Origin of the sequence: Carnobacterium sp. ISL-102, assembly GCF_018612935.1 — a bacterium.
GTDB classification, from domain to species: Bacteria; Bacillota; Bacilli; order Lactobacillales; family Carnobacteriaceae; genus Carnobacterium_B; species Carnobacterium_B alterfunditum.
This window is the reverse complement of the sequence record NZ_JAGGRF010000003.1, coordinates 374,161-397,321: the sequence shown is the minus strand read 5'-3', so window position 1 is coordinate 397,321 and position 23,161 is coordinate 374,161. Positions and strand designations below refer to the sequence as shown.

Genomic DNA, 23,161 nt, shown 5'->3' with positions numbered 1-23,161 from the left:
ATATACGTCTTTAGTCTTAGCTGGAGTTCATGCTAAAGAACATTACATTATAGATTAAAAAAGGTATACTGAACAAAAGAAGGTGTACATGGGGGGCTTAATAGACATGAAGAATAATTGGAGATGGTTCTTAGTGATTGAATCACTTTTAGTAATAGTAGCATTATACCAGCTTATTAATAATCTATTCATATTAGGGCTCTTTGCTATTGGGTGCTGGTTAATATATTTAGGTCGAAAACACCAAGAAAGGAAAAAAAAGGCCTATTTAGTTATTGGGATTTTTTCGACGGTTTTTGCTTTAATGTCTCTCGGTGGTTTTTGGTATATGTCAATAGTGGCCATTATTTTCTTTTATATGAATTATGGAAAATTATTTTCTGGAATGGACACGTTTAATTTTCAACAAGCACCCTGGAATGAAAAAGAAATTATCGTTGTAGAGACGACAGACCGCTTACCCAAGAATGCTAAACGATTTAAAAGAAATTGGTTTGGTAATGAAAGGATAGGGAGTTCGATTTACGAATGGGATGATATTAATTTTTCAATTTTCATGGGCGATACGATCATCGATTTAGGCAATACCATTTTACCTAAAACAGAAAGTCATATTGTTATCCGAAAAGGATTCGGGAAAACACGTATTTTAGTTCCAACTGGAATAGGTTTAATGGTAGAACATAGTGCTATTAGAGGTAAAATTTTATTTGAGGAACAATGTTATATCTTGGAAAATGAATCCATTAAAATGTATAGTAATCATTATGAAGACCAAGCTAGAACTTTAAAAATAATAACAAATGTATTAGTAGGAGATTTAGAGGTGATCACGATATGAAACAAAAAGCAATCAGATCACTTTTTTTTACTAGCAGTATACTTGTTTTTCTTTTGCTTTTTATTACGATGGCTAGCTACAGTTATGCGGCTTCTCCTCAAAGCTGGTATCTAGATATCTTCACGGTACGTTTTATATATATCCCTTTTATTTGGTATTTGCTGGCTGTCTCAGTAGCGATTGGTCTAGCCGTAACATTGGGTGCGTATTATGTGAATAAACGTCAGTGGCAGCAAATTGAGGAGACACTTCAGACTCTTGTCAAAGGAGATTATTCAAAGAATCTATTTGATCAACTGCTTGATAAAAATAATGATGACTATTTTCTCTCAGATGAATTAAAAAGAACACTCGTTGATATTCGAGAAAAATTGATTGCATTAGCAAATGAAGTTCAAATAAATAGCAATAAAACATCTAACTCAATAAATGGACAGACTAAAGAGGAAATATTAGTGTCTGAGCGTCATAGATTAGCCCGTGAGCTTCATGACTCTGTCAGTCAACAACTCTTTGCTGCTATGATGATGTTGTCTGCTTTGAATGAACAAATGGATGGATCAAATGAAACTTTACAAAGACAGGTAAAATTGATAGAATCCATTGTGAATGAAGCTCAATCAGAAATGCGAGCCCTTCTGCTTCATTTAAGACCGGTCAATTTAGAAGGCAAGTCATTAAAAAAAGGAATTGAACAACTTTTAAATGAAATGAGCACAAAAATCCAAATTGAATTAAAATGGGATATCGAAGATGTTTCGTTGATGAATGGAATAGAAGATCATCTTTTCCGTATAGTTCAAGAGCTCCTTTCTAATACATTACGTCATTCAAAAGCAAAAGGATTAGAAGTTTATCTTCATGTCATTGATCAATCTGTGCTGTTAAGAGTGATAGATGATGGAATTGGATTTAATACTACTGAGAACAAAGCTGGAAATTATGGTTTGCAGAATATTAATGAACGTGTAATCGGTATGGGAGGAACCTGTAAAATCATTAGCTTTAAAAATAAAGGAACAAGTGTGGAAATAAAGATACCGATTATGAACACGATTGAAAAAGGGGGAGGTATGGTATGATTAAAGTATTATTAGTTGATGATCATGAAATGGTTCGGTTAGGGGTTTCATCCTATTTGTCTATTCAAACTGATATAGAGGTCATAGGAGAAGCAGAAAACGGAAAAATCGGCTATGAGAAAGCTATGGAGTTACGTCCAGATGTTATATTGATGGATCTAGTAATGGATGTGATGGATGGGATCGAGTCAACAAAAGCAATCATGAAAGATTGGCCGGAAGCGAAAATAGTTATTGTGACAAGTTTTATTGATGATGAAAAAGTTTATCCTGCACTGGAAGCAGGAGCCGCTAGCTATATCCTGAAAACTTCTACAGCGAGTACGATTGCTAATGCAATACGATCTACATATAATGGTGAAATCATTCTTGAACCTGAAGTGACAGGTAAAATGATGGAACGTCTGACAAAAAAACAACCGCACCAATTACATGATGATCTAACGAATCGTGAACATGAGATTCTAATGTTGATTGCTCAAGGTTATTCCAATCAGGAAATTGCAGATGCACTTTTTATCACTCTTAAAACAGTTAAAACGCATGTTTCAAATATTTTAGCCAAACTAGAAGTAGAAGATAGAACACAAGCGACTATATATGCGTTTAAGCATCACCTTATTGAATAAAGTAAAAGAAAAATTAAATAAAATGGATTTAAAAAAAATAAAGTAAAAGAAAAGCTGGTGAAGAGATGAAAAAAAATTTTGCGATTATTGGGTTAGGGCGTTTTGGTGGTAGCATTTGCCGGACGCTTGTTGAAAGCGGACATGATGTATTGGCAATCGATTCTAATGAAGATAGAGTAAATGAATACATGAATATTGCTACACATGCAGTATTAGCAAACGCTCAAGATGAAAATGTTTTGCGTTCATTAGGTATTCGAAATTTTGACCATGTCATAATAGCAATTGGTGAAGATATACAAGCAAGCATATTGACTACACTAATGATCAAAGAAATGGGTAACCCATATATCACAGCTAAGGCACAAAACGAGTACCACGGAAAAGTGCTAGAAAAAATAGGCGCAGATTATGTCGTCCATCCTGAAAGAGATATGGGGATCCGAATTGGACATCATTTGGTTTCAAGAAATGTAGTAGATTATTTGGAGTTATCAGATAAGTATTCGTTAGTTGAACTTAAAGTAACAAATCCAAAATTCTTTAATAAAACGCTTCTTGAATTAGATTTTAGACAGCGCTTTGGACTAAATGTTATCGGCATTCGAAGAGGGCAAGAGATGATTATTTCCCCTGCTGCTGATGCTGTCATCAAGGTAGATGATACATTAATGATTGTTGGTGGCAACAAAGAAATCAATTGGCTAGAAAACCAAATGCCTTAAGAGCAACTTATTTAAAGTAGGTCCAAAAGATACCTCTAGATCTGTTATTGTGTTAAAATTAATAAGTATTATAAGTTAATATGAAAGGAGGATTCACAGAGAAATTTCTGTGAGACTTACTATGAAAATAAGTATAATTGAAAGTGCACAAGAGTGGTTTGAAAATGAGGTTGGTCTTGAAAAAGGTGCTGGAGTAAGATTTTCGGGAAAAGTATATGGAAAGACGGAAGTTCATGAAGGATTTTCAGTTGGAATGGAAGTTGCCCAACCTGATGACGTTCTGGCTAAAACAGTTGTAAATGGTATAACCTATTTCATTGATAAACACGATGAATGGTTTTTTAGCGGGTATGATTTGCAAGTTAGTTTTGATAAAGAACGTGATGAACCTATTTATCACTTTATTGAACAATAGAAAAAAGGCCGTATGCAGAACTCTTAAAAGAGTCTGTATACGGTCTTTTTTATTTGATTAAACAGGCATAATAACTGGTAAAATCATAGGGTGTCTTTCAGTACGTTCATATAAGAAAGGTTTTAAACTCTCAATAATGGTGTTTTTTAAGGATTGTTCAGTTATTTTGTCATTTGCTAAACTTTTATTTAGGCTCTTTGTCATGACTTGTTGTGCGTCATTGATCAATTCTCCTGATTCACGCATATAAATAAAACCACGAGAAAGAATATCAGGACCAGCTAGCACTTCTTTAGACTTGTAATCGATTGTTACGACGACTACAACTAAACCTTCTTGAGATAGAAGTTTACGGTCTCGTAAAACGACGTTTCCAATATCGCCGATACCTTTTCCATCAACATAAACATCTCCAGCTTCGAAGTGTCCAGCATCTCTGGCAGAATCAGCTGTTAAAGCAACAACATCTCCATTATCCAAGATGAAAGAATTTTCTTTTGGAATTCCAACCAATTCAGCAAGCCCAGCATGTATTTTTTGCATTCTGTATTCGCCATGGACAGGAATAAAATATTTAGGTTTCATTAAACGAAGCATCAATTTTTGTTCTTGTTGGCTACCATGTCCAGATGTATGAACATTATTTACTTTTCCGTGAATAACATTTGCACCAGCTTCAGATAGTAAATTGATAACACGATTTACACTTGAAGTATTGCCTGGAATAGGAGAACTAGAAAAAATAACTGTATCACCAGGTTGAATAGAGATCTGACGATGAGTACCGTTAGCGATACGGCTTAGGGCAGCCATTGGTTCACCTTGTGATCCAGTACATAAAATAATACTTTCACTTGCAGGAAGGCGGTTGATTTCTCTTGATTCGACAAATGTTTCTTCTGGAGCAGTAATATAACCTAATTGACGACCTGTTGCAACAGATGATTCCATACTACGGCCAAATACAGATATTTTTCTTTTTGTTTTAATGGCTGCATTCGCAACTTGTTGCAAACGTGAAATATTTGAAGCAAAAGTAGCGAATATAATACGTCCTTCTACTTTCTGTATGATACTTGTGATAGACTCTCCAACTACTTGTTCAGATTTTGTGAAAGTAGGGATTTCAGCATTTGTACTATCTGACATTAGAGCTAATACACCTTCATCGCCTATTTTAGCCATTCTGTGCAAATTAGCCGGCTTACCAACTGGGGTGAAATCAAACTTGAAATCTCCAGTTAATACAATATTGCCGGGTGGAGTCTTGACAACAATACCAAAAGATTCGGGAATACTGTGAGTCGTTCTGAAAAAACTTATACTTGTTTTACGAAATTTAATAACGTCATCTTCACCAATTTCATGTAATTCAGTATCACGCAATAAGCCGTGTTCTGTTAATTTGTTGCGAATCAAAGCTGAAGCGAGTGGTCCAGCGTAGATTGGAATATTGGCTTGTTTTAGTAGAAAAGGAATTCCACCGATATGATCCTCATGACCATGCGTAATCACTAAAGCTTTTACTTTATGAATATTTTGTACAATATAACTATAATCAGGAATGACATAGTCGATTCCTAATAAATCGTCTTCAGGAAATTTAATACCAGCGTCAACAATGATTATTTCATCTTGAAATTGAACACCATACGTATTTTTACCAATTTCCCCTAAACCCCCAATGGCAAAGACAGCTGCTTCATTATTTTTTATAGAAGGTTTCATTAGTTGAACTCCACTAGTTTGAAGTCTGCACTAGTCTTTTCATATTCAAGATATTTTCCATCGATTTGTTGAACAAATTCAATATTATAGGGGGTGTTTTGTTCAACTAATTCACGTGCTGCAACTTCACTTTCTGCTTCTAAATAAAGTGCCTCAGTATCTTCTCTTTTGGGGTTTCTTAATTTTGTTTCTTGATAATTGACTTTAAAAATCATCTATTTCTCTCCTCTTTAAACCTTCTTTAGTTTTTTAAAGAACGTTTATCTATTTTTTTATAAAACTATTGGTGAAGTGTTTTGTATTACGAAAAAATCAATCTATGAAATATACTCATAGGTGATTAAAAGAAAACCACGTCAGTTTAATTCCTTAACATGAATGTAAAGCCACAAGAAAAAATTCTGATTTATTCTTTTATTCAGTTTAGTATTTTTCCCGAACTAGTGGTTGTGGTAAGTACACAACAGCTAACCTTATTTTAACATAATTCATTAATTAAGTATAGAAAGTTAGTTTTGATGTAAACAGTGAGTTTGACAAAAGGGTGAATAGCTCCAAATAAGCATAATTCATGGCATAGATGCTGGATCAGCTTTTTATAAACTTGATGTAGAGTAGATATGCGAATATATAAATACAGATAAACATTATTCATCATCTATTAAAAAACCTATAGAAGTTGCTGATTTAAAATCATAAAATATGCTATAGTATAATAGATATTTTTCGGCACAGTTATTTTGTAAAATAAAGATAGAATTTAGTTTCATACATAGATAAACGAAAGAAATTGAAAACGATAAATGGTTTATTTAAAGATAAGGAGATGGGGAAATGGAGTTAATGTGGAGGTACACTGTAAAATATAAAAAGTTAGTATTCTTAAATTTTTTATATGTTTTTGGTTTTATTTTAATTGAACTGGGCTTGCCAACTTTATTGGCCCAATTGATCAATAAAGGTTTAATGTTTAATGATTATGATGTAGTGGCATATTATGGAACATGGATGATTGTTATTTCTATTATCGGTTTGATTGGATTGATTGGCTTGGCTTACACTGTAAGCAAGATCACTACAAGGATCGTTCGTGATATCCGTAATGATATTTTTGAGAAAGTTCAATCATTTTCACACAAAGAATACAATGAATTTGGTGTTTCATCTTTAGTAACGCGTACAACGAATGATGCTTTTCAAATTATGGTATTTATGCAGATGGTGCTTAGAATAGGAATGATGACACCACTTATGTTCATTGCTAGTTTTATTATGATTATTCGAACAAGCCCATCGTTATCCTACGTCGTATTGATTGCTGTACCTTTTTTAATAGGAATTGTATATTTTATCGGGAAACGTTCAGCACCATTATCGAATAAACAACAAATAAATTTAGATGAAATCAATTTGAACTTACGAGAAAATTTGACCGGTTTAAGAGTTATTCGTGCATTTGTGAAAGAAAAATTTCAAGAGAGCCGATTTTACCAAGTGAACGACAGTTATATGATCGTTTCTAAAAAATTATTTAAACTGATGGCTTTAGCAATGCCTACTTTTTCTATCATATTTAACTGTATCTTCGTAGTGGTTATTTGGTTAGGGGCCATAGAAATCAACAATGGTGATCTTCAAGTTGGTAGTTTAATAGCTTTTATTGAATACATCTTTCATGCGCTCTTTTCTTTTATGATGTTTGCTAACATCTTTACAATGTACCCAAGAGCCGCCGTATCAGCTAGGCGAATTGAAGAAATCTTAAATACAGAACCTTCAATAACAGAGAATGAGAATGGGGTAACTGAAACAGAAACACATGGGTACTTAACGTTTGAAAATGTGACATTCGCATATCCTGGAGATACAGAAGAACCTGTTATAAAAAATGTTAGTTTCACTGTGAAGCCTGGTGAAACAGCTGCTTTTATTGGAAGTACAGGTAGTGGCAAATCGAGTTTGATCCAACTCATTCCGCGATTCTACGATGTTACAAAAGGCCGCATCTTAGTAGACGGTGTAGATGTTAGAGAGTACAAATTAAGTGCACTGCGTCAAAAAATTGGCTACATCCCTCAAAAAGCTTTGTTATTTACTGGGACGATCACTGACAATATGCTCTATGGGAAATCGGATGCTGATATTGAAGAAATTGAAGAAGCTTCAGATATTTCACAATCAAAAGATTTTATTTTAAGGAAACCAAATAAATTTGACGAGTTTTTGTCTGAAGGTGGAAGCAATATGTCTGGTGGACAAAAACAACGACTGTCAATTGCACGTGCAATTATAAAAAAACCGGATATTTATGTTTTTGATGATAGCTTTTCTGCATTGGATTACCAAACGGATTCAAAACTTAGAGCCCGCTTAAAATTAGAAACCAAAAAGGCTGCTGTTTTAATTGTTGCACAACGAGTAGGTACAATTATGCATGCAGATAATATCATTGTTTTAAATAAAGGCATTGTGGTTGCTCAAGGAACACATGAAGAACTATTAAAAAAATCAGATGTTTATTATGATATTGCCTCATCGCAGTTGTCTAAGGAGGAGTTAGCATGAGTCATATGAAAGATTCTGTACGTCGAATTTGGCAATATGTTAAACCCTATAAAACTGGTTTTCTATCTGCCATAGCATTAACGATCGTCTGTATGATAGTTAATGCTTTGCAACCTTATATAATAGGACTAGCTATGACTGAGTTAGCAAATAATGTTGCTGATATGCTGAATAACGTACCAAATGCAGCCGTTAATTTTTCATATCTTCGAAATATCGTCATTATTATCTTAGTGATGGCAGGTATTTATCAAATCACATTGTATCTATCTTCATATATCATGACTAATGTGGTCCAAAATACAATGCGCGATTTAAGAAATGAAATTGAAGAAAAAATAAATCGTCTTCCAGTATCTTACTTTGATCGAAATCAGCAAGGAAATATTTTGAGTCGTGTAACAAATGATGTCGATTCAATCAGTAATGCGCTGCAACAAAGTCTTATTCAAATGGTTAATTCATTTATGGGAATCGTATTTGCTATAACGATGATGCTCTATATTTCTGTTCCATTAGCTTTGGTTATTATGGCTACGATTCCACTATCTTTTATCATTTCCAAAGCGATCATTAAAAAATCGCAGCCGTATTTTAGAGGGCAACAAGAATCTTTAGGAGCGATGAATGGGCATGTCCAAGAAAGTTTTAGCGGATTTACTGAAATTAAACTTTACGGCAAAGAAAAAGATAAATTAGAAGAATTTAAAGGAATCAATGAAAATTTAAATAACTATGGTTTTAAAGCGGCATTTATTTCTGGGATTATGAATCCTTTAGTAGGCTTCGTATCCAATATGGCTTATTTTGGTATTGCTTTAGGTGGAGGGTTTTTGGTTATTATGGGAAGTTTATCTTTGGGTAACTTACAAGCTTTCACACAGTATATTTGGCAAGTCAATCAGCCTATTTCTCAAATCACACAACTTTCTGGGGTCATACAAAGTGCAGCAGCGGCTATTGATCGCGTATTTGAAATTCTGGATGAACCAGAAGAACCAATTAATAAAATAGAATACCCATTACCGGCGACTGTAGAAGGATATGTAGATTTTGAACATGTATCTTTCGGATATGATAAAGGAAAGCCGCTTATTACTGATTTAAATGTAACGGTAAAAAAGGGTCAGACGGTCGCCGTTGTTGGTCCAACAGGGGCAGGTAAAACGACATTGATCAATTTATTGATGCTTTTTTATGATGTTGATCAAGGGGCAATCAAAATTGACGGTATCGATACGAAATCAATGTCTAGACAAGATGTTCGTTCTTTATTTGGAATGGTTTTGCAAGACGCGTGGGTCTACAGCGGGACGATTGCTGAAAATATTCGTTTTGGTAAGCTTGATGCAACAGATGAAGAAGTCATAGAAGCTGCTAAGACAGCGAATGTGGATCACTTTATTCGTACGTTGCCAGATGGTTATAATATGAAATTAAATAAAGAAACATCCAACGTATCATTAGGGCAGAAACAACTCCTAACGATCGCACGTGCTATTATTTCTGACCCGAAAATATTGATATTGGATGAAGCGACCAGCTCAGTAGACACACGATTAGAAAGCTTGATCCAAAAAGCCATGAAAAAAGTTATGGAAGGCCGGACAAGTTTCGTCATTGCCCATCGCCTATCCACGATCCGAGATTCTGATTTGATTTTAGTCATGGATCAAGGTGAAATTATTGAACAAGGAACACATGAGGAGCTGCTTGAAAAAGGAGCGTTTTATGCGAATTTATATAACAGCCAGTTTAGTGAAGAAGAGTAAAATAAACGAATAAAAAATCATGAAGGTTCGGTAATACTGAATCTTCGTGATTTTTTTATTTTTCAGTCTAGCAGTCTAGGGTATAAAAGGGTACAATTACTTTAGAAGTATGAATAAGAGGGGGAAAACTTAAACATGCAAAAGAAAATGATTTTTTTTGATATTGACGGCACTCTAGTGAATAATCAGAAACTTATTCCAGATAGTACTAAATTAGCTATTAAAATGCTTAAAGAAAATGGTCATGAAGTGGCAATTGCTACCGGAAGAAATTTATTTATGGCTCAAAATATAATCGATGAATTAGAAATCAGTCATTATATTGTTTGCAACGGAGCAGCAGGATACTTACATAAGGAACAAGTTTACGAGAACCCGTTGGATCCGGTTCAGCTAGAGAAACTCATTAAAGTAGCGGATTTAAATAACCATCAAATCATCTATGAAACTCCTGCTAAATTAAGAAGAAGAAATGAATTAGCTAATGTTAGGATAACAACGGCAATGAAATCTGTCGGTTATGGCGTTCCTAAATTTGATCAAGATTTCTATCAACACAATTCACTAGTTCAGTGTTTACTTTTTTACCGAGAAGATGAAAAGCATCTTTATGAGAGTAATCAATTTTCAAAATTCCGCTTTGTGCGATGGCATGATTCTGGAGTTGATGTTCTACCTCACGATGGTTCAAAAGCTAATACTGTCTTAAGAGTAGCACTAGAAAATGGCTATGATGTAGAAAATACTATTGCATTCGGAGATGGTCTGAATGATTTAGAAATGATCGAAAAAGTCGGCATCGGAGTGGCTATGGGAAATGCTTTGGAAAGTGTTAAATTAAGAGCAGATAAAGTGACAAAAAGTTGTAATGAAGATGGAATTTATATTGCATTGAAAGAACTTAATTTGATATAATGTTAGGAGTATGACGCAGCTGTGAGAGCAATCAACTGACAGCGTTCTACTCTGGGGTCTTGGTATAATGGGATTACGACTGGCTGGCAGCCAGTTAATACGGGTTCGATTCCCGTAGACTCCATCTAATAATGTGTGATAAGTCGTTAAAACGTTGATACAACAGTATCTTTAAGACGTTTTAACGACTGTTTTTTTCATTTCACGACTAATCCCACGTCTATTGTTAGAAATCTACATAGTTTGCAAACTTTTCAGCGGTATTTTCTTTAGCCTTTTTTGATACATGTGCGTAGATGTTCATGGTGGTATGAATGTCTGAATGACCTAGTCTGTCTTGTACTTCTTTAACTGTAGCACCAGCTTCAAATAATATTGAGCAGTGGCTATGTCTAAGCCCATGAGTTGTGATTCTCTTTAGTCCGTATTTTTCTATAATACGATCAAGGTATTTTCCAACTTTAGGTGGCTGCATAATGGTATTTTTAGTACTAGGAAAGATTAATTGAGTAGGGCTTAATGTATTGAACCCTAACTTCAAGTAATCTTCTTTTTGTGTTTTTTTCCATGATTTAAGAATAGCCATTGTTTGAGCATCCATTGAGATAGTACGGACAGAAGTTTTTGTTTTAGGAGTTTGTATGATTAAAACGTTATTTAAGCCGAATGTGACAGTTTTATTTATTTTAATGTAGTTATCTGTAAAATTAATATCACGCCATTGCAGGGCTAAAATTTCACCTTTACGTGCACCAGAGAATGCTAACGTTCTAAATAGTGCAAGTTGTACAGGGTCCTCATCTTTTTTTAAACAATCGAAGAAATGAGTTAGTTCTTCTTTATCATAAAAATTTAAAACCTTATCTTCTTGTACGTTTACTTTCTTAATTGGCATACTAATCTTTTTAACAGGATTTTTCTCTAATATGCCAATTGTGATAGCATAATCAAATACGCGTGAAGCATAGTTACTTATAGCTTTATACTTTTGAACACTGTTATACCATTTGTTTACAGCTTCTTGACAGAATACTACCGTGATCTTATCCATATATAAATGGCCATATAAGGGCAGAATATGATAATTAAAAATTTCAATAGTTTTATTTAGAGTACTTTCTTTTACAGTATTTTTATATTGTTCTAACCATAGTTCATATACTTCCTTAAACTTATACCGCTTATTCTTCTTATAACCCTGCTCCTCAATCTCAATTTTCAAGCGAGATAGTGAGAGTTGGGCTTCTTTTTTTGTGCTAAAACCTTGTCTGGTTACTCTAATGCGTTTGCCGGTTGCTGAATCAGTTCCTAGATAGGCTTGAAACATATATGCAGCAGTACCATCTTTTTTAATGTATTTTCTAATGTTTGCCATTTTAATTTCTCCTCTTTACCACGGGGAACGGGTATGTAAGAGGTTGTTTATTATAAAATTATAGTAGTGTTTATTTTATCAGTATAACTGTCTACTTTATCTAATTCTTTAACCACTTTTTTGTCATCTAAATAACGAAGGCCATCTATATAAGCACGTTGGAACCTATCTAACTTTTCAAGCCTTCTAACAATTTCATCAGCACGAGTTGAGACTTTTTTTCCTTGTTCTCCATCTTTTTTATAAGTGGTATCATAAAAATATTTTTTATTATCGTTTATATCACTACTTATTTGATGGCTTATTCTTGAAGCTATCTCGAGATCTATTCTTTCGTAATTAGTCCATAATTCAATAGCACTTTTTTTATAGTCATTAAATTCTTTTTCTAAACTCTCACGATCCTTATAATCATGAGGGAAATATTTTGGAAACAATCTTCCTTCTATATCACTGATTATTGAAGCAGCTACTTCATCAGTAATTGAATCATCTTCATTTAATTCTTTCTCTAACTCTTTTAGCAAGTTTCTAGCGTAACCATCTAAAGATCCATAAAGAATGAAATCAACAGTAGTTTCACCTAGTTCAGCTATTCTTTTTAAACGTTCGTTGTTAGGTAGATAATGCCCATTTTCCCATTTACTTATGGTTCCCTTTGAAGGAGGTTGTTCTTGAAATGCTTGTGCAAATTTCTCGGTAGTCATACCTAACTTTAATCTTATATTTTTAATACGCATACCAATAGCTTTATTGTTCAATGTTATACCTTCTTTCTGAAAAAAAAGTTGGGATTTGATTCTTGACTTTATTATAGCTTGAGCTTATACTAAGGTCAAGGAGTTGGGAAATGATTCCTGTAATAAATAGAGGAGGGTTGAAATGAAAGATATTATAAGTGGTTATCGTCGAATTGCAGGTATGAAGCAATCAGATATGGCAAAATTATTTAATATCTCCCGCCAGTCTTATTGGAATAAAGAAAATGGAAGAACACCATTTACTGATGAAGAAAAAATTATCTTTAAAAATGAGGTTGCAAAAGTTATTCCAGAGATAAGTTTAGAAAAAATTTTTTTTAACCAAAAAGTTGGGAAATGATTCTTGCGATCAAATAAAGGAGGACTGAATATGGCACAAGTCAGTTTTGACATTGAAGATAGTTTCCAAAAAGACTTTACAGCAATGCTAACTATTGCAGCCAGGGACGCTATTGCAACGGCTAAAAAATTAGAAGATAGTCACGGTAAAGAGTGGCTGAAACAAAAAGAAGCGTGTGAGTGGCTGAATATTTCATACGGAACACTCCAATTATGGAGATCTAAAGGGTTAAAGATTGCAACAGTTGAAGGGATTACACTAATTTCTAAAACTGAAATCAATCGTTTCTTAAAAGAAAATCAAATATAAATAGGCCGTTGGGGAACGGGTATAAAAAGAATATTAGGAGGAAATAATAATGAATTTACATGAAAAAGTAGAACAACAATATAAGGTAGTTGAGATGTTTAATTCTATAAACGATACAACAGAGTTATTTATTAGTGAGTTAGATGATTTGTTAGAAGAATTTAAAAACGGGGAACGTGATTCAATTAGTGTAGCGAATGAAATGCAGGAAGTGATTGAACATATCCGCGTAAGTGAATACGAAAAAAATACGTTGCGCAAAGTAATTAAAAGTATTTAGGAGGGTAAAACAATGTTAAACACAGCAATTGCGGCATCTCTAATAATTGGGTGGTTTTTGGGTTTTGTTTCGTATTACGGTTTCAAAACTGGCTACAAATTATTGATGGAAGTTTTATTAGAGGAGGAGAAATGATATGACACCAACAGAAAAGAAGGCATTTGAAAGTTTGAAGTTCGAGCTTTGGAACTATCCAGAAATGGTAATGGTTACCGTTTCAAGAAAAGAGTTAGAAGCAGTTATTAATTATATTAAAAAAGAGCAAAAAAAACCTTTAACTAGCACTGGGGAGTGAGCTAAAGGCAAGTAGGGTATAAAAGGTACTTCTATCAATATAGGGTATCGATTACTCTCTATTATATATCAAGTACGATGTAATTACTAGACAAAAAGGGAGAGTTTAACAATGACAAAAGAAATACTAATTAAATTAGAAAACCATGCTGAAGATAATATTGTGAAAAATGAGCACTCAAAAGCAATTTTAGGATCTATTCAGGACACGTTTAATGCAATTATTGATTATAGCAAAGTTGAAGGTAGAGAAAATATCGCTCTTTATGAGCTTGAACGTGTAAGTAGTCGAACCGAAAGCCTGTTAAACATTTTGTATGACTTTTTAGAAGATTCAACTGAACTAAATGATCAAATGATTAAACAAATTACGGAAATGAAATGGGAAGAAAAAGCAGGTGATTAAATGGCTTATGAATCTCTTTTAATTGAAGCGTTGGAGTTATCTAAGACTTTTAAAATCTATAAGCTCGCCCCCATGACTAACATTCCTTTGAAAGGTAGTAGAGGAGAGTTGGACGCCACGCAAGACCAACAGACCATCTTAGATTGGTTTGAGAAAGATCCTTTAATTAGTATAGGAATATCATTGAAGGACAGTAACGTCTTAGTTTTAGACATAGACGATCACGACGAAACAGGCGAGGTTATAAAAGAACTAGCCAGCCTAACCAACGGTAATAGCCTAGAGGACGCTGTAATAGTAAAAACTCCTCGCGGTAAAGGTTTTCACGCTTTCTACTCCTATCCATCAAACTTGACCATTGAGAATGATAGTAACTTTAGAAACGGCATTGAACTTTTGACAACTAAAGTTACAGCACCATCATCAAGGAAGAAATTAAAAGATGGTTCTATTGGAGAATACGTTTTAAAGTCTGGTAGCCTATCAGACATTAAACCATGCCCTCAATGGCTATTAAATGCCATTACAAGTAAACAGCAAGGGAACAAGTCAAATACCGCATATACCCTTAATTTCAATGATAATGGAAAGCCTAAAACTTTTTATACTGCTAAGTTTATGACTGAATTAATGGCTGGAACCCTAAAAGGGTCTAGAAATTCATGGATAACGCAGCAGTACGGACGAATGATTTCATTAGGTATGAGCTATACAGTTGCTTATGAGTGGATAAGGTTAGTGAATGAAAATTTTGTTGATAAGCCTATTTCTGATAGTGAACTAAATAAAATCGTTTTGAGCATAACGAAACGGGAGCAACAAAAAATGGCACATGCAGAAAGGAGTGATTGAGATAGAAAATGAAGAAATGGTTTCATTGTTAAAAAAAGTAGATACAGAAATAGAAAGTATTAAAGAAGTAACCGGAAGTGAAGACAGTGGTGGTCGTGTAGCAAAAGCGAAAAAGGCTAAAATGTTAGCTTTAAATAATATAAAAGCATTCTACTATACTAGCGAGAATCTAGCTTATGTAAAAATTGATTTAGGGAAATACAGTGAGATTGTTAGGACAGATTCAAAAACCTTTAAACATTGGTTGATTTACTTGTTTGAACGAACAGAAAATACTGTTTTATCAGATGGCGATATTAAAACTGCCATTTCTTCTATTGATTCAGTTGCTTTCTTTAGAGGTTTTAGAGTAGACATCTATTTAAGAATCGCAGAAAAAGATAATAGCATCTACATTGATCTATGTAATGAGAAACGACAAACATTAGAAATAAATGCTGATGGATTCAAGATATTAGATGAAAGCCCCGTTTTATTCAGAAGAATGGACGATATGGACGAAATTCCTATACCAATACTGGAAAATACAAATGATTATATGAAGTTAGGTAACTATTTGAACTTTGACAAGATGGAAGATTTTAACATGACTGTAGCCTTCCTTTTAGCTTCATTTAGACCAAGTATGCCGAAGCCTTTAATTAATTTTACAGGTGAGGCGGGAACAGGAAAATCAATGAACACTCGTTTAATCAGAAAATTCATAGATCCCGCAAAGCAAAAAGATTTGCTCAAAAAAGAAATAAATATGAATGAAATACCACTTGCAGCAACTAGTCAATATCTTATGGCGTTTGATAATTTAAGTGGTATATCAAAAGAGGGATCAGACTTGTTGTGTATTGTTAGTACAGGCGGCGTAATGACCACTAGACGTCTTTATACTAATTCTGATGAAATTATAGTGGATTTGAAAAAAGTCGTTATCTTAAATGGTATTGATGAAATTTCTAAGCGACAGGATTTAGTTAGCAGGACAATTTTTATTGAAACTCCTAGACTTAAATCAGAAGAAAAGAAAACAGAATATGAAATATGGTCGGCTTTCAAAAAAGATTATCCTTATATTTTAGGTTCGCTTGTAAATGCTGTAAGTACAGGACTTAGAAATAAAGGAAAAGATACATCTTCTTATTCAAGAATGATAGATTTTGGCCGCTTTATCGCAGAAAGTTCGGAAGCCCTAAATTGGGAAGATGATTACTGGCAAACTATTTATTCAGATAATCAAGTGGCAGGTGTGGAGCAATCCATAAATAGCGATCCTTTCGCTTTAGCAGTAGTTGAAATGATGGAACAGTTAGCCACTGATAAGCTGACATCATGGAGAGGTACTTCAAGCGAGTTATTGAAAAAACTGGCTGATAATCTACCAAGTGAGGATACCATTTATAACAGGGCATGGCCTAAATATAATCAAGTAAAAGGTAGATTGAGAAGAATTGCACCTTTAATGGCAACTAAGGGCATCGAGTGGAGTGAAGCCCGTTCAAATGGAAAACATTTGCTTGTTTTAACAACTAAAGAAATGGCAGGGTAGACAGGGAGGGTACAGGGTAGGTTTGAATTGCATACCCTCCCTGTTTCAAACTTATATATATCAAGGGTTTCGAGTAAATAGGGCAGGTAGGGTAGGTATTTTATATAAAAGAAATATTTTAATAATAAATATATATAGGGTAAGGGTAATAGTAAAGGCGAAAAAACCCTCCCTGTCTACCCTATTGAGTAGTAACGCTGACATAACAACAAAAAAACAGGGTAGACACGTTAAAAATAGTCCGCCCTATACCTGCCCTATTCATTCTATACCTACCCTATTATTTAAAATAAGGAGCTGACCAATGAAAAATAAACAACCCATATTACTAGCGGAACCTACAACAAAATATCAAGTAAAAGTATGGTGCCCATTTTGTTCTAAGTATCATTATCATGGCATGGTAGATGGATCAAGAGTTGCACACTGTGATAAGAAAACCAATTCTCCTTTTATAGAAAGTGGCTACTACATTAAATTGAAATAACAGGCTTTTAAATCTTGGAGGTGGTGGTTATTGGCAAAGATTGATGATGACTTAATTTCTACTTATTTTTATATTCAAAAAAGGATTGATAGAGCGAAAGAACGTATCGAAGAATCTGAAAAAGAGTTTAAACATAAAAACTTTTATACCGGTGTTCAAGTAAGGTATGAAAAAATGCAGTCGGTGGCCTTTAAATTAGAAGCAGAAGTTATAGACCACGTGGATGCTATCACATTGGCCGAAAAGCATATTAAGACGTTGCAGTTTAAACTAAAACACTTTAATCACTTCTTAAATGGCTTGAATAGTTTGGATAGAAATTATTTTACAAACCGTTATAAGTACGATTATGAGGGCTTGAATGATAGATTAGATAGCTTAATCATTGATGAAGTGAAAGAGATAGAAGAAGCTGCAAACCATTGTTTCAAACAAGAAAAAGCAACTATGTATCGTGTGGGATCTAACAAATCAAATGAAGAAAAACTTACTGATTTTTCTAATATGTTGGAGGTATTGGGTGTATGAGAATGAGGCGGCAAGTAAGTAATCATAGCTTAATGGTATGGCGTAAAAGAGTTGAGGGAATGAGTGACTTAGATAAAAGGTTGTTAAAGCCATTGTATGCCGGTCTAAAGCAACTAACAGAAGAAGAAAGAGAGTTCTTAATGCAAAAGTATTACTATCCTGATAAGCCTTATACAGATAAAGAGATGGCTGAACAAACTGGCCTAACTTATCATCAATATGGCTCTAATAGAAGAAGGATAGAATCTAAACTTGTTATAGATAATGACAAAGAAATACCTTGTTAAACTAAATAAATTAAAAACAAAAGGAGAATATAAAAAATGACTAAAGAAATTATGCAAGAATTAAACAAAATTGATGAAGAATTACAAGCAATTTTGAAAGAGGGTAACAAAAAACTAGAAGCGCATCTTCAAGAAGTGGAAACTGCAAAAGCGAATGAGAAAGAAGCTAGAATGGCTGTAATTAAAGCGAAAAAAGACGCAAAAGCAAGCGTTTTTGCTAAAGCTAATCAAGACTTTCGGGACGCAAAAGATGTTGCTGAATTTTATTTAGATAAGATTGATGAAATTAAAGATAACCCATACATTAGCAAAGAAGAACACAAGGCATATAGTACTCGCATTAAATCATCATTGGACAAACTGAATCATTCTAAAAAATTAAGAGCAGGGGAATTGCTAAAAGAATTGGCAGAGATACAAGAAGAAGTTGCACCAGTCCTTCAAAAAGGACAAGAGATACTACACAACTTGCAGCACGATATCCTAAAGGACAATGCAGAAACAACAACAGCAAAAGGCGTTAAAGTGCACTTAGATAACTTAGAAGATAAATATCAAGATTACACACTTGTACAATGGATAGAATACATTTATAGACAATACCAAAGCCAACAGCTTATAAATTACACAAACGAAAGAGGGAATAAATAATGAGTGAAATCAAACAACACATTGATAACAGTAACCGTCTTGCGGATCAACTAGCAAGAGATGGTGGCATACTAGATTTGGGTGCAATCTATGCAGGAGCCCAACGCGCGGAAGAAGAACGTGCAGAGAATCAACGGAAGATTAGGGAAGTGGCAGCAGCAGCACAAGCAGCTAGAGATAAAGAACTGACTGGCCTATTAGCTAAAGCAGGTGATAAGGTAAGACAAGATAAAGAGGCCACAGCTGCAAAGGAAATCAAGGAAGCTAAAGCCAAAGCAGATAAAGAACTTGAAGCAAAGATTAGAAAACAAAATGGATTGAATAGTACTGAAGAAGAAGCGAAAAAGAACGCCTATAGAAGCATGTTAAATAAAATAAAAAAATAAATAAATAAGTTAGATTAAAAGTATCGTAAAAATATTTAAATAAAATAAAATAAATAAATATAAGTATTAGTGACAGTGAAGGCAGTTAGTAGACGAGATTATTAGGAGGGGCATGCCCCCCCTAGGTGTCCCCTATTTCGTGCTTCACGCTGTAACTGTACATATTTTCTTGTGTCATAACGTATCAGCAAGCCACCATAGGCTTAAAATGGACGTATTAGGCTTTGAAAGTACCTTTGTTGATACTTTATGCTCTTGTTTTATTAAAGAAAGGAGCGAGCAAAATAATGATTTTAAACTGTACTGTATGTAACCAATCTTATGAAACAATCTTCCCAAATAAAAAATATTGTAGTGATGTATGTGCTAAACATGGCCGAAAAAACAAACGCAAAGAGTGGGAAAAAGATACCAATTACAATGAAAAGCAACGTCTTGATAAAATGGCTAAAAGACATCAGATAAAAGAAGTGAAAACTGCCGAAGAAATAGAGCGACTGCGATTAAAAAAGTCAGAAATCGACCAAAAACACGCCGAAAGAATTAAAAATCAGCAAATTGAATTAGAAGAAATGGCTAAGAGTGGAGATCCATCAGCACGAATGAGATTGGCTAAACCTAACAGCTTAGAATATTGGAAGGCATACCAGCAATCTGAAAGCGAACAATACAACCAAAATAAAAGATTTTTAAGATTGATTAATGATATTAGTGTCCTGGATGAATATTTTGCAGAAAAAGTAGTAGAAAGCATTAAAGAAAAAGGATATATACGTGGCCACACAATGACAATTAAAAATTAAAGAAGTTAAATGGATAACTGACCATGATTTCTTTTTAAATGGCATTAAAATGCGTCTAAGAAGCACTGTATAGATGTTTTGTTTAACAGAGCATTCAATTATATGTAAATTTTTAAGAGGTCGGGCATGTAGCTTTTCTCCTTTCTACTGTAAGCCCAAACTTATGCGACTGTCCTTAAACGGACGGTCTTTTTTTATTCTAAGGGGTAGGCTTCTCTATCGGCTAAAATGTAAGTTTGTATCGTGGCTTTTAAGAACGGTTTGCGTACACTAACCCGTATTATAGTTTGAAATGGCGTTAGAATAGACTTTACAGGCATGAAAGGTTTGCGTATTTGAGCTTTTTAATAGCTGGAGTAGCGATTCGCTAGGTCGTCTTGAGAAGATAAGGCGAAAATTCAGCCCAACTAAAACCATTCTTAAGATGGATATATCTAAAAAGAAAGGGTTGTCCAAAACTGGACAGACCTATTATGTGAAGATGTTTTATGAAATAACTAGTACCAAAAATTCATTCGGCGGAAAATTCCGCTGATCTATTTCTTTAATCAAATGTATGTGAAAACAGTTTAACGCATAAGTTATAGAAAATATCTAAAAAGAAGGGGTTACCAAATTGGAAAGCTCTGCTTGTATGTATTAAAATAAAAAAAGAAGTACAATTGAGTAAAATCAATTTAGGAGGTCTAAACCATGTCAATTCAATTACAAGTATCGGACGATTTGATTGTTACGAATAAAACTCAATTGCGTGAGCTGCTTCAAGAAATACAAATAGAAATTATCAAGAAATATGATGCTGAAAGCCCAGCGATGACTATGAAGGAAGCTTCCAAGTACATCGGTGTCAGCGAACCTACTATTAAAGAGATGTTGGATAAAAAAGAAATTCCAGGTGTTAACGTAGGTCGTATTTACCGCTTTAATCGTTATGAATTAGATAAATGGTTAGCAGGCGTATATAAAAAAGAGGAATAATCAGCTAAGAGGATTTTCAACACTCATGAACGCTTCTTGTGGTAGTTTAAAGGATCAAACTATGAGGAACAAGATTTTTGACGTAAGATTAAGGGGAGGTGGATAAGTAAATATATTTTAAAAGTTAGATTTTTTGATTATTTATCCTTTTATTGTGATACTATAGATAGGTGACTAAAAAAGGAGGATTTTTTATGGAACATACAAAAAAACCCTATCATCCAATGTATATAGCCAACTACATCATAACTTTCTGTACAGAAAATGGACATGAATTAAATAATTTAAAGCTTCAAAAAATTATGTACTACTTACAAGCACAATCATTAGTTGAGAGTGATTTGCCGTTGTTTGATGAAAATCTTCAAAAATGGAAATATGGTCCAGTAGTCCCAACTGTTTACCATGAATATAAATCTCATGGTGCTTCAAGTATTAGAACTGAAGATATAGGTAAAATCATAAGAACTCCTTATGAAGGGGAGACACCAAACTTCATTAACACTTATATAATAGAAGAGTACACATCAGATAAAATTAATATTGATGATAAATATATTCTTGACGAAACTGTTCCTGTATTTGCTGGATATGATTCGTTTTATTTGGTAGAACAAACTCATAAACATGATATATGGAGAGAAGACGCAACAAATATTTTGTTAGGATTACAAGGTATAGAATATAGTAATGAAGAAATTAAAAAGTATTTCGAAAGTCACTACGAGGAACAATTATGGAAAAGGTAAATATGCATGAACTTATATTTAAGACTCTTTTAGACTATAAGATTTCTGGCGATGCTAATCCGCAGGAATCTTATAGTCTATTATATAAACTAATTTGTGAAAATTTCATTATAGATGGAAAGCTAACAAGAATACGGTATGATATTATTGCAAAATATGTATTCGTATCCTCTGAAGGTTACACAGAAGACAACGAAGTGCTAAATGAAAATTTACAAAAAATTATAGAATTAAGCGAAGAACCAAATGAAAAAAACATCTTAATATTTGCAGATAAGTTTAAAGGCCACTATAAACTTTCAAAAGAACAAAAAGAATACATACAAGATAATATTGAAAATTTAAATGCTGAAGTTCTTAGCGCTAGAAAAGAAGTCAATGGTATAAAAACAATTGTTAGTGAGACTGAAAGTAGGTCTAAAGAATTTATAAAAGATAGTAGGGCTCTAAATGAAGAAATGAGTAAGACTAAGGATAAACTTTTATCTGAATTTGTAGGTATCTTAGGGATTTTTTCAGCTCTAATTTTTGGATTATTTGGAGGTTTTGAAGCTTTATCTACTTCGGTGGCACTTATTGCAAATAATACATCTTTGGGTAAAACTATTATGACATCCTCCGCTGTAATGATTGCTCTTACTTCTTTCACATACGCAATGATGCAGTGGGTAGGTAAATTGATTGACAAGCCTATAAAATCTTGTGGGTGCTTACCTGGCGATGATTGTAAAAATAAACATAGTTTTGCAGATAGACATGCTACATATTTAATTGTGATCAGTATAATCGTATTATTCTTTTTATTAGGTACATTGATAATGGTTGGTAAATCAAGTGGAATTACTAATTCTGCAAGTAATCTGTTGAATGGTTACGCATTATTTGGTATTATTTCAATTATAATAATTGCTACTTTAGTTTTTTTAATTATTAAAATTTTTAAAAAAAGTACTCTACCTTAAATAACAGATAGAATGTACTCGTTCATAGTATATAATTCTTAACCACCGTTCCCCGTGGATATTTTCACGTCTACTTGCACGTCTAATTAATTTAAATCGTTTGAAATTGCTTGATAGTCTAAAAAGTTTCTACTATATAATAAACAATGTATTTGTTAGTAGTTGAAATTGATTAAATACTGACTTGCTAAACCCGTAGACTCCATACTTAAATTTAATAGTTGTTTGTTGAAGCGTTGATATAAAAGATTTATATCAACGCTTTTTATTTATTGAAATTTGTCTTGAGAAGATTGTTTAGGGATTGCTTATTCGATAGATTTACATTACTAGTCAAACGGAAACTTGTTAGGCACTCATTTAATTAATAAATCCATTTATTAGTCAAACGGAAACTTATTTAGTATTCATATAAACAATAAAATCACTTTACTAGTTAAATAGAGCCTTAGTCAGTATCTATTAAATCAATAAACCTAAATGAAATCTTTTTCACAATAA

General features: G+C 33.5%; 29 protein-coding genes and 1 tRNA gene. 26 read left to right on the top strand and 4 right to left on the bottom strand.

Annotated elements, in window-relative coordinates:
* Positions 1-106 precede the first annotated feature (106 nt).
* The 5 genes from liaF to J7E16_RS03480 all read left to right on the top strand — a co-directional run bounded on the left by liaF (position 107) and on the right by J7E16_RS03480 (position 3,692).
* Positions 107-841: a cell wall-active antibiotics response protein LiaF gene (gene liaF / locus J7E16_RS03500; RefSeq protein WP_214888689.1), complete on the top strand. Its 735-nt coding sequence runs from the start codon at positions 107-109 to the stop codon at positions 839-841.
* Positions 838-1,923 (top strand): sensor histidine kinase, encoded by a 1,086-nt coding sequence (locus tag J7E16_RS03495; RefSeq protein WP_214888687.1) that lies wholly within the window; start codon positions 838-840, stop codon positions 1,921-1,923. The genes liaF and J7E16_RS03495 overlap by 4 nt, the downstream gene beginning before the upstream one ends.
* Positions 1,920-2,552 carry a response regulator gene (locus tag J7E16_RS03490; RefSeq protein WP_034548367.1) on the top strand — a complete coding sequence of 211 codons (633 nt, stop codon included), beginning with the start codon at positions 1,920-1,922 and terminating at the stop codon, positions 2,550-2,552. Before J7E16_RS03495 ends, J7E16_RS03490 begins: the two co-directional genes overlap by 4 nt.
* A 65-nt stretch (positions 2,553-2,617) precedes the next feature.
* A complete protein-coding gene (locus J7E16_RS03485; RefSeq protein ID WP_214888685.1) occupies positions 2,618-3,277 on the top strand; it encodes a potassium channel family protein in 660 nt (219 codons plus the stop codon).
* A gap of 121 nt (positions 3,278-3,398) precedes the next feature.
* The gene (locus J7E16_RS03480) at positions 3,399-3,692 is read left to right on the top strand and encodes a HesB/YadR/YfhF family protein (RefSeq protein WP_034548373.1); all 294 of its coding nucleotides are present in this window, start codon (positions 3,399-3,401) and stop codon (positions 3,690-3,692) included.
* A 57-nt stretch (positions 3,693-3,749) separates the two neighbouring features.
* Here the strand turns inward: J7E16_RS03480 and rnjA are convergent, their stop codons facing one another.
* Both rnjA and J7E16_RS03470 read right to left on the bottom strand, forming a co-directional pair.
* Positions 3,750-5,420: a ribonuclease J1 gene (rnjA, locus tag J7E16_RS03475; protein ID WP_034548376.1), complete on the bottom strand. Its 1,671-nt coding sequence runs from the start codon at positions 5,418-5,420 to the stop codon at positions 3,750-3,752.
* A complete protein-coding gene (locus J7E16_RS03470) occupies positions 5,420-5,635 on the bottom strand; it encodes a DNA-directed RNA polymerase subunit epsilon (RefSeq protein WP_034548377.1) in 216 nt (71 codons plus the stop codon). Before J7E16_RS03470 ends, rnjA begins: the two co-directional genes overlap by 1 nt.
* A 619-nt stretch (positions 5,636-6,254) precedes the next feature.
* Here J7E16_RS03470 and J7E16_RS03465 point away from each other — a divergent pair.
* From J7E16_RS03465 to J7E16_RS03450, 4 genes are all read left to right on the top strand, one after another.
* Entirely contained in the window at positions 6,255-7,985 is a 1,731-nt protein-coding gene (locus tag J7E16_RS03465) for an ABC transporter ATP-binding protein (RefSeq protein ID WP_214888683.1), read from the top strand.
* Positions 7,982-9,757, top strand: coding sequence for an ABC transporter ATP-binding protein (locus J7E16_RS03460; RefSeq protein WP_214888681.1), 1,776 nt, complete (start codon positions 7,982-7,984; stop codon positions 9,755-9,757). The genes J7E16_RS03465 and J7E16_RS03460 overlap by 4 nt, the downstream gene beginning before the upstream one ends.
* A gap of 135 nt (positions 9,758-9,892) precedes the next feature.
* Positions 9,893-10,672: a Cof-type HAD-IIB family hydrolase gene (locus J7E16_RS03455; protein ID WP_214888679.1), complete on the top strand. Its 780-nt coding sequence runs from the start codon at positions 9,893-9,895 to the stop codon at positions 10,670-10,672.
* Between the two features lie 53 nt (positions 10,673-10,725).
* A tRNA-Ala gene (locus J7E16_RS03450) sits at positions 10,726-10,796 on the top strand.
* A gap of 102 nt (positions 10,797-10,898) precedes the next feature.
* Here the strand turns inward: J7E16_RS03450 and J7E16_RS03445 are convergent.
* Together J7E16_RS03445 and J7E16_RS03440 are read right to left on the bottom strand one after the other, a co-directional pair.
* A complete protein-coding gene (locus J7E16_RS03445; RefSeq protein WP_214888677.1) occupies positions 10,899-12,047 on the bottom strand; it encodes a site-specific integrase in 1,149 nt (382 codons plus the stop codon).
* A gap of 50 nt (positions 12,048-12,097) precedes the next feature.
* Positions 12,098-12,808 carry a helix-turn-helix domain-containing protein gene (locus tag J7E16_RS03440; protein WP_214888674.1) on the bottom strand — a complete coding sequence of 237 codons (711 nt, stop codon included), beginning with the start codon at positions 12,806-12,808 and terminating at the stop codon, positions 12,098-12,100.
* A gap of 121 nt (positions 12,809-12,929) precedes the next feature.
* Here J7E16_RS03440 and J7E16_RS03435 point away from each other — a divergent pair, with 121 nt between their 5' ends.
* The 17 genes from J7E16_RS03435 (at position 12,930) to J7E16_RS03360 (ending at position 22,660) form a co-directional block, all read left to right on the top strand.
* Positions 12,930-13,148 carry a helix-turn-helix transcriptional regulator gene (locus J7E16_RS03435; RefSeq protein ID WP_214888671.1) on the top strand — a complete coding sequence of 73 codons (219 nt, stop codon included), beginning with the start codon at positions 12,930-12,932 and terminating at the stop codon, positions 13,146-13,148.
* Between the two features lie 30 nt (positions 13,149-13,178).
* Positions 13,179-13,457, top strand: a complete 279-nt coding sequence (locus tag J7E16_RS03430; RefSeq protein WP_214888668.1) for a helix-turn-helix domain-containing protein — start codon at positions 13,179-13,181, stop codon at positions 13,455-13,457.
* Between the two features lie 49 nt (positions 13,458-13,506).
* A complete protein-coding gene (locus J7E16_RS03425; protein ID WP_214888665.1) occupies positions 13,507-13,737 on the top strand; it encodes a hypothetical protein in 231 nt (76 codons plus the stop codon).
* 12 nt (positions 13,738-13,749) lie between these two features.
* Entirely contained in the window at positions 13,750-13,872 is a 123-nt protein-coding gene (locus tag J7E16_RS11495) for a hypothetical protein (protein ID WP_285439364.1), read from the top strand.
* 1 nt (position 13,873) lies between these two features.
* Positions 13,874-14,032, top strand: coding sequence for a hypothetical protein (locus J7E16_RS03420; RefSeq protein ID WP_214888663.1), 159 nt, complete (start codon positions 13,874-13,876; stop codon positions 14,030-14,032).
* Positions 14,033-14,143: 111 nt separating this feature from the next.
* Complete coding sequence (locus tag J7E16_RS03415) at positions 14,144-14,437, top strand: hypothetical protein (protein WP_214888662.1); 294 nt, start codon at positions 14,144-14,146, stop codon at positions 14,435-14,437.
* On the top strand, positions 14,438-15,289 hold the full coding sequence (locus J7E16_RS03410) for a bifunctional DNA primase/polymerase (RefSeq protein WP_214888660.1): 852 nt from the start codon (positions 14,438-14,440) through the stop codon (positions 15,287-15,289).
* The gene (locus tag J7E16_RS03405; protein ID WP_214888658.1) at positions 15,270-16,829 is read left to right on the top strand and encodes an AICE element replication initiation protein; all 1,560 of its coding nucleotides are present in this window, start codon (positions 15,270-15,272) and stop codon (positions 16,827-16,829) included. Before J7E16_RS03410 ends, J7E16_RS03405 begins: the two co-directional genes overlap by 20 nt.
* A 304-nt stretch (positions 16,830-17,133) precedes the next feature.
* Entirely contained in the window at positions 17,134-17,316 is a 183-nt protein-coding gene (locus J7E16_RS03400; protein ID WP_214888655.1) for a hypothetical protein, read from the top strand.
* Positions 17,317-17,346: 30 nt separating this feature from the next.
* Positions 17,347-17,844: a hypothetical protein gene (locus tag J7E16_RS03395; protein WP_214888652.1), complete on the top strand. Its 498-nt coding sequence runs from the start codon at positions 17,347-17,349 to the stop codon at positions 17,842-17,844.
* Positions 17,841-18,131, top strand: a complete 291-nt coding sequence (locus J7E16_RS03390; protein WP_214888649.1) for a hypothetical protein — start codon at positions 17,841-17,843, stop codon at positions 18,129-18,131. Before J7E16_RS03395 ends, J7E16_RS03390 begins: the two co-directional genes overlap by 4 nt.
* A 36-nt stretch (positions 18,132-18,167) precedes the next feature.
* Entirely contained in the window at positions 18,168-18,782 is a 615-nt protein-coding gene (locus J7E16_RS03385) for a hypothetical protein (protein WP_214888647.1), read from the top strand.
* A complete protein-coding gene (locus tag J7E16_RS03380) occupies positions 18,782-19,168 on the top strand; it encodes a hypothetical protein (protein ID WP_214888644.1) in 387 nt (128 codons plus the stop codon). Before J7E16_RS03385 ends, J7E16_RS03380 begins: the two co-directional genes overlap by 1 nt.
* A gap of 224 nt (positions 19,169-19,392) precedes the next feature.
* Complete coding sequence (locus J7E16_RS03375) at positions 19,393-19,971, top strand: hypothetical protein (RefSeq protein ID WP_214888642.1); 579 nt, start codon at positions 19,393-19,395, stop codon at positions 19,969-19,971.
* Positions 19,972-20,664: 693 nt separating this feature from the next.
* A complete protein-coding gene (locus J7E16_RS03370) occupies positions 20,665-20,949 on the top strand; it encodes a helix-turn-helix domain-containing protein (protein ID WP_214888640.1) in 285 nt (94 codons plus the stop codon).
* A 194-nt stretch (positions 20,950-21,143) separates the two neighbouring features.
* Positions 21,144-21,698 carry a Panacea domain-containing protein gene (locus J7E16_RS03365; RefSeq protein ID WP_214888638.1) on the top strand — a complete coding sequence of 185 codons (555 nt, stop codon included), beginning with the start codon at positions 21,144-21,146 and terminating at the stop codon, positions 21,696-21,698.
* Entirely contained in the window at positions 21,686-22,660 is a 975-nt protein-coding gene (locus J7E16_RS03360; RefSeq protein ID WP_214888636.1) for a hypothetical protein, read from the top strand. The genes J7E16_RS03365 and J7E16_RS03360 overlap by 13 nt, the downstream gene beginning before the upstream one ends.
* Positions 22,661-23,161: the final 501 nt, after the last annotated feature.

Excerpts from the sequence above, each read along its gene's own strand:
- J7E16_RS03425 (WP_214888665.1), top strand. The coding sequence starts at position 13,507 with ATGAATTTACATGAAAAAGTAGAACAACAATATAAGGTAGTTGAGATG.
- J7E16_RS03380 (WP_214888644.1), top strand. The coding sequence starts at position 18,782 with ATGAGTGAAATCAAACAACACATTGATAACAGTAACCGTCTTGCGGAT.
- J7E16_RS03420 (WP_214888663.1), top strand. The coding sequence starts at position 13,874 with ATGACACCAACAGAAAAGAAGGCATTTGAAAGTTTGAAGTTCGAGCTT.
- J7E16_RS03360 (WP_214888636.1), top strand. The coding sequence starts at position 21,686 with ATGGAAAAGGTAAATATGCATGAACTTATATTTAAGACTCTTTTAGAC.
- liaF (WP_214888689.1), top strand. The coding sequence starts at position 107 with ATGAAGAATAATTGGAGATGGTTCTTAGTGATTGAATCACTTTTAGTA.
- J7E16_RS03445 (WP_214888677.1), bottom strand. The coding sequence starts at position 12,047 with ATGGCAAACATTAGAAAATACATTAAAAAAGATGGTACTGCTGCATAT.
- J7E16_RS03410 (WP_214888660.1), top strand. The coding sequence starts at position 14,438 with ATGGCTTATGAATCTCTTTTAATTGAAGCGTTGGAGTTATCTAAGACT.
- J7E16_RS03405 (WP_214888658.1), top strand. The coding sequence starts at position 15,270 with ATGCAGAAAGGAGTGATTGAGATAGAAAATGAAGAAATGGTTTCATTG.
- J7E16_RS03430 (WP_214888668.1), top strand. The coding sequence starts at position 13,179 with ATGGCACAAGTCAGTTTTGACATTGAAGATAGTTTCCAAAAAGACTTT.
- J7E16_RS03485 (WP_214888685.1), top strand. The coding sequence starts at position 2,618 with ATGAAAAAAAATTTTGCGATTATTGGGTTAGGGCGTTTTGGTGGTAGC.
- J7E16_RS03455 (WP_214888679.1), top strand. The coding sequence starts at position 9,893 with ATGCAAAAGAAAATGATTTTTTTTGATATTGACGGCACTCTAGTGAAT.
- J7E16_RS03365 (WP_214888638.1), top strand. The coding sequence starts at position 21,144 with ATGGAACATACAAAAAAACCCTATCATCCAATGTATATAGCCAACTAC.
- J7E16_RS03480 (WP_034548373.1), top strand. The coding sequence starts at position 3,399 with ATGAAAATAAGTATAATTGAAAGTGCACAAGAGTGGTTTGAAAATGAG.
- J7E16_RS03370 (WP_214888640.1), top strand. The coding sequence starts at position 20,665 with ATGTCAATTCAATTACAAGTATCGGACGATTTGATTGTTACGAATAAA.
- J7E16_RS03460 (WP_214888681.1), top strand. The coding sequence starts at position 7,982 with ATGAGTCATATGAAAGATTCTGTACGTCGAATTTGGCAATATGTTAAA.
- J7E16_RS03495 (WP_214888687.1), top strand. The coding sequence starts at position 838 with ATGAAACAAAAAGCAATCAGATCACTTTTTTTTACTAGCAGTATACTT.
- J7E16_RS03465 (WP_214888683.1), top strand. The coding sequence starts at position 6,255 with ATGGAGTTAATGTGGAGGTACACTGTAAAATATAAAAAGTTAGTATTC.
- J7E16_RS03435 (WP_214888671.1), top strand. The coding sequence starts at position 12,930 with ATGAAAGATATTATAAGTGGTTATCGTCGAATTGCAGGTATGAAGCAA.
- J7E16_RS03390 (WP_214888649.1), top strand. The coding sequence starts at position 17,841 with ATGAGAATGAGGCGGCAAGTAAGTAATCATAGCTTAATGGTATGGCGT.
- J7E16_RS03385 (WP_214888647.1), top strand. The coding sequence starts at position 18,168 with ATGACTAAAGAAATTATGCAAGAATTAAACAAAATTGATGAAGAATTA.
- J7E16_RS03400 (WP_214888655.1), top strand. The coding sequence starts at position 17,134 with ATGAAAAATAAACAACCCATATTACTAGCGGAACCTACAACAAAATAT.
- J7E16_RS11495 (WP_285439364.1), top strand. The coding sequence starts at position 13,750 with ATGTTAAACACAGCAATTGCGGCATCTCTAATAATTGGGTGGTTTTTG.
- rnjA (WP_034548376.1), bottom strand. The coding sequence starts at position 5,420 with ATGAAACCTTCTATAAAAAATAATGAAGCAGCTGTCTTTGCCATTGGG.
- J7E16_RS03470 (WP_034548377.1), bottom strand. The coding sequence starts at position 5,635 with ATGATTTTTAAAGTCAATTATCAAGAAACAAAATTAAGAAACCCCAAA.
- J7E16_RS03490 (WP_034548367.1), top strand. The coding sequence starts at position 1,920 with ATGATTAAAGTATTATTAGTTGATGATCATGAAATGGTTCGGTTAGGG.
- J7E16_RS03415 (WP_214888662.1), top strand. The coding sequence starts at position 14,144 with ATGACAAAAGAAATACTAATTAAATTAGAAAACCATGCTGAAGATAAT.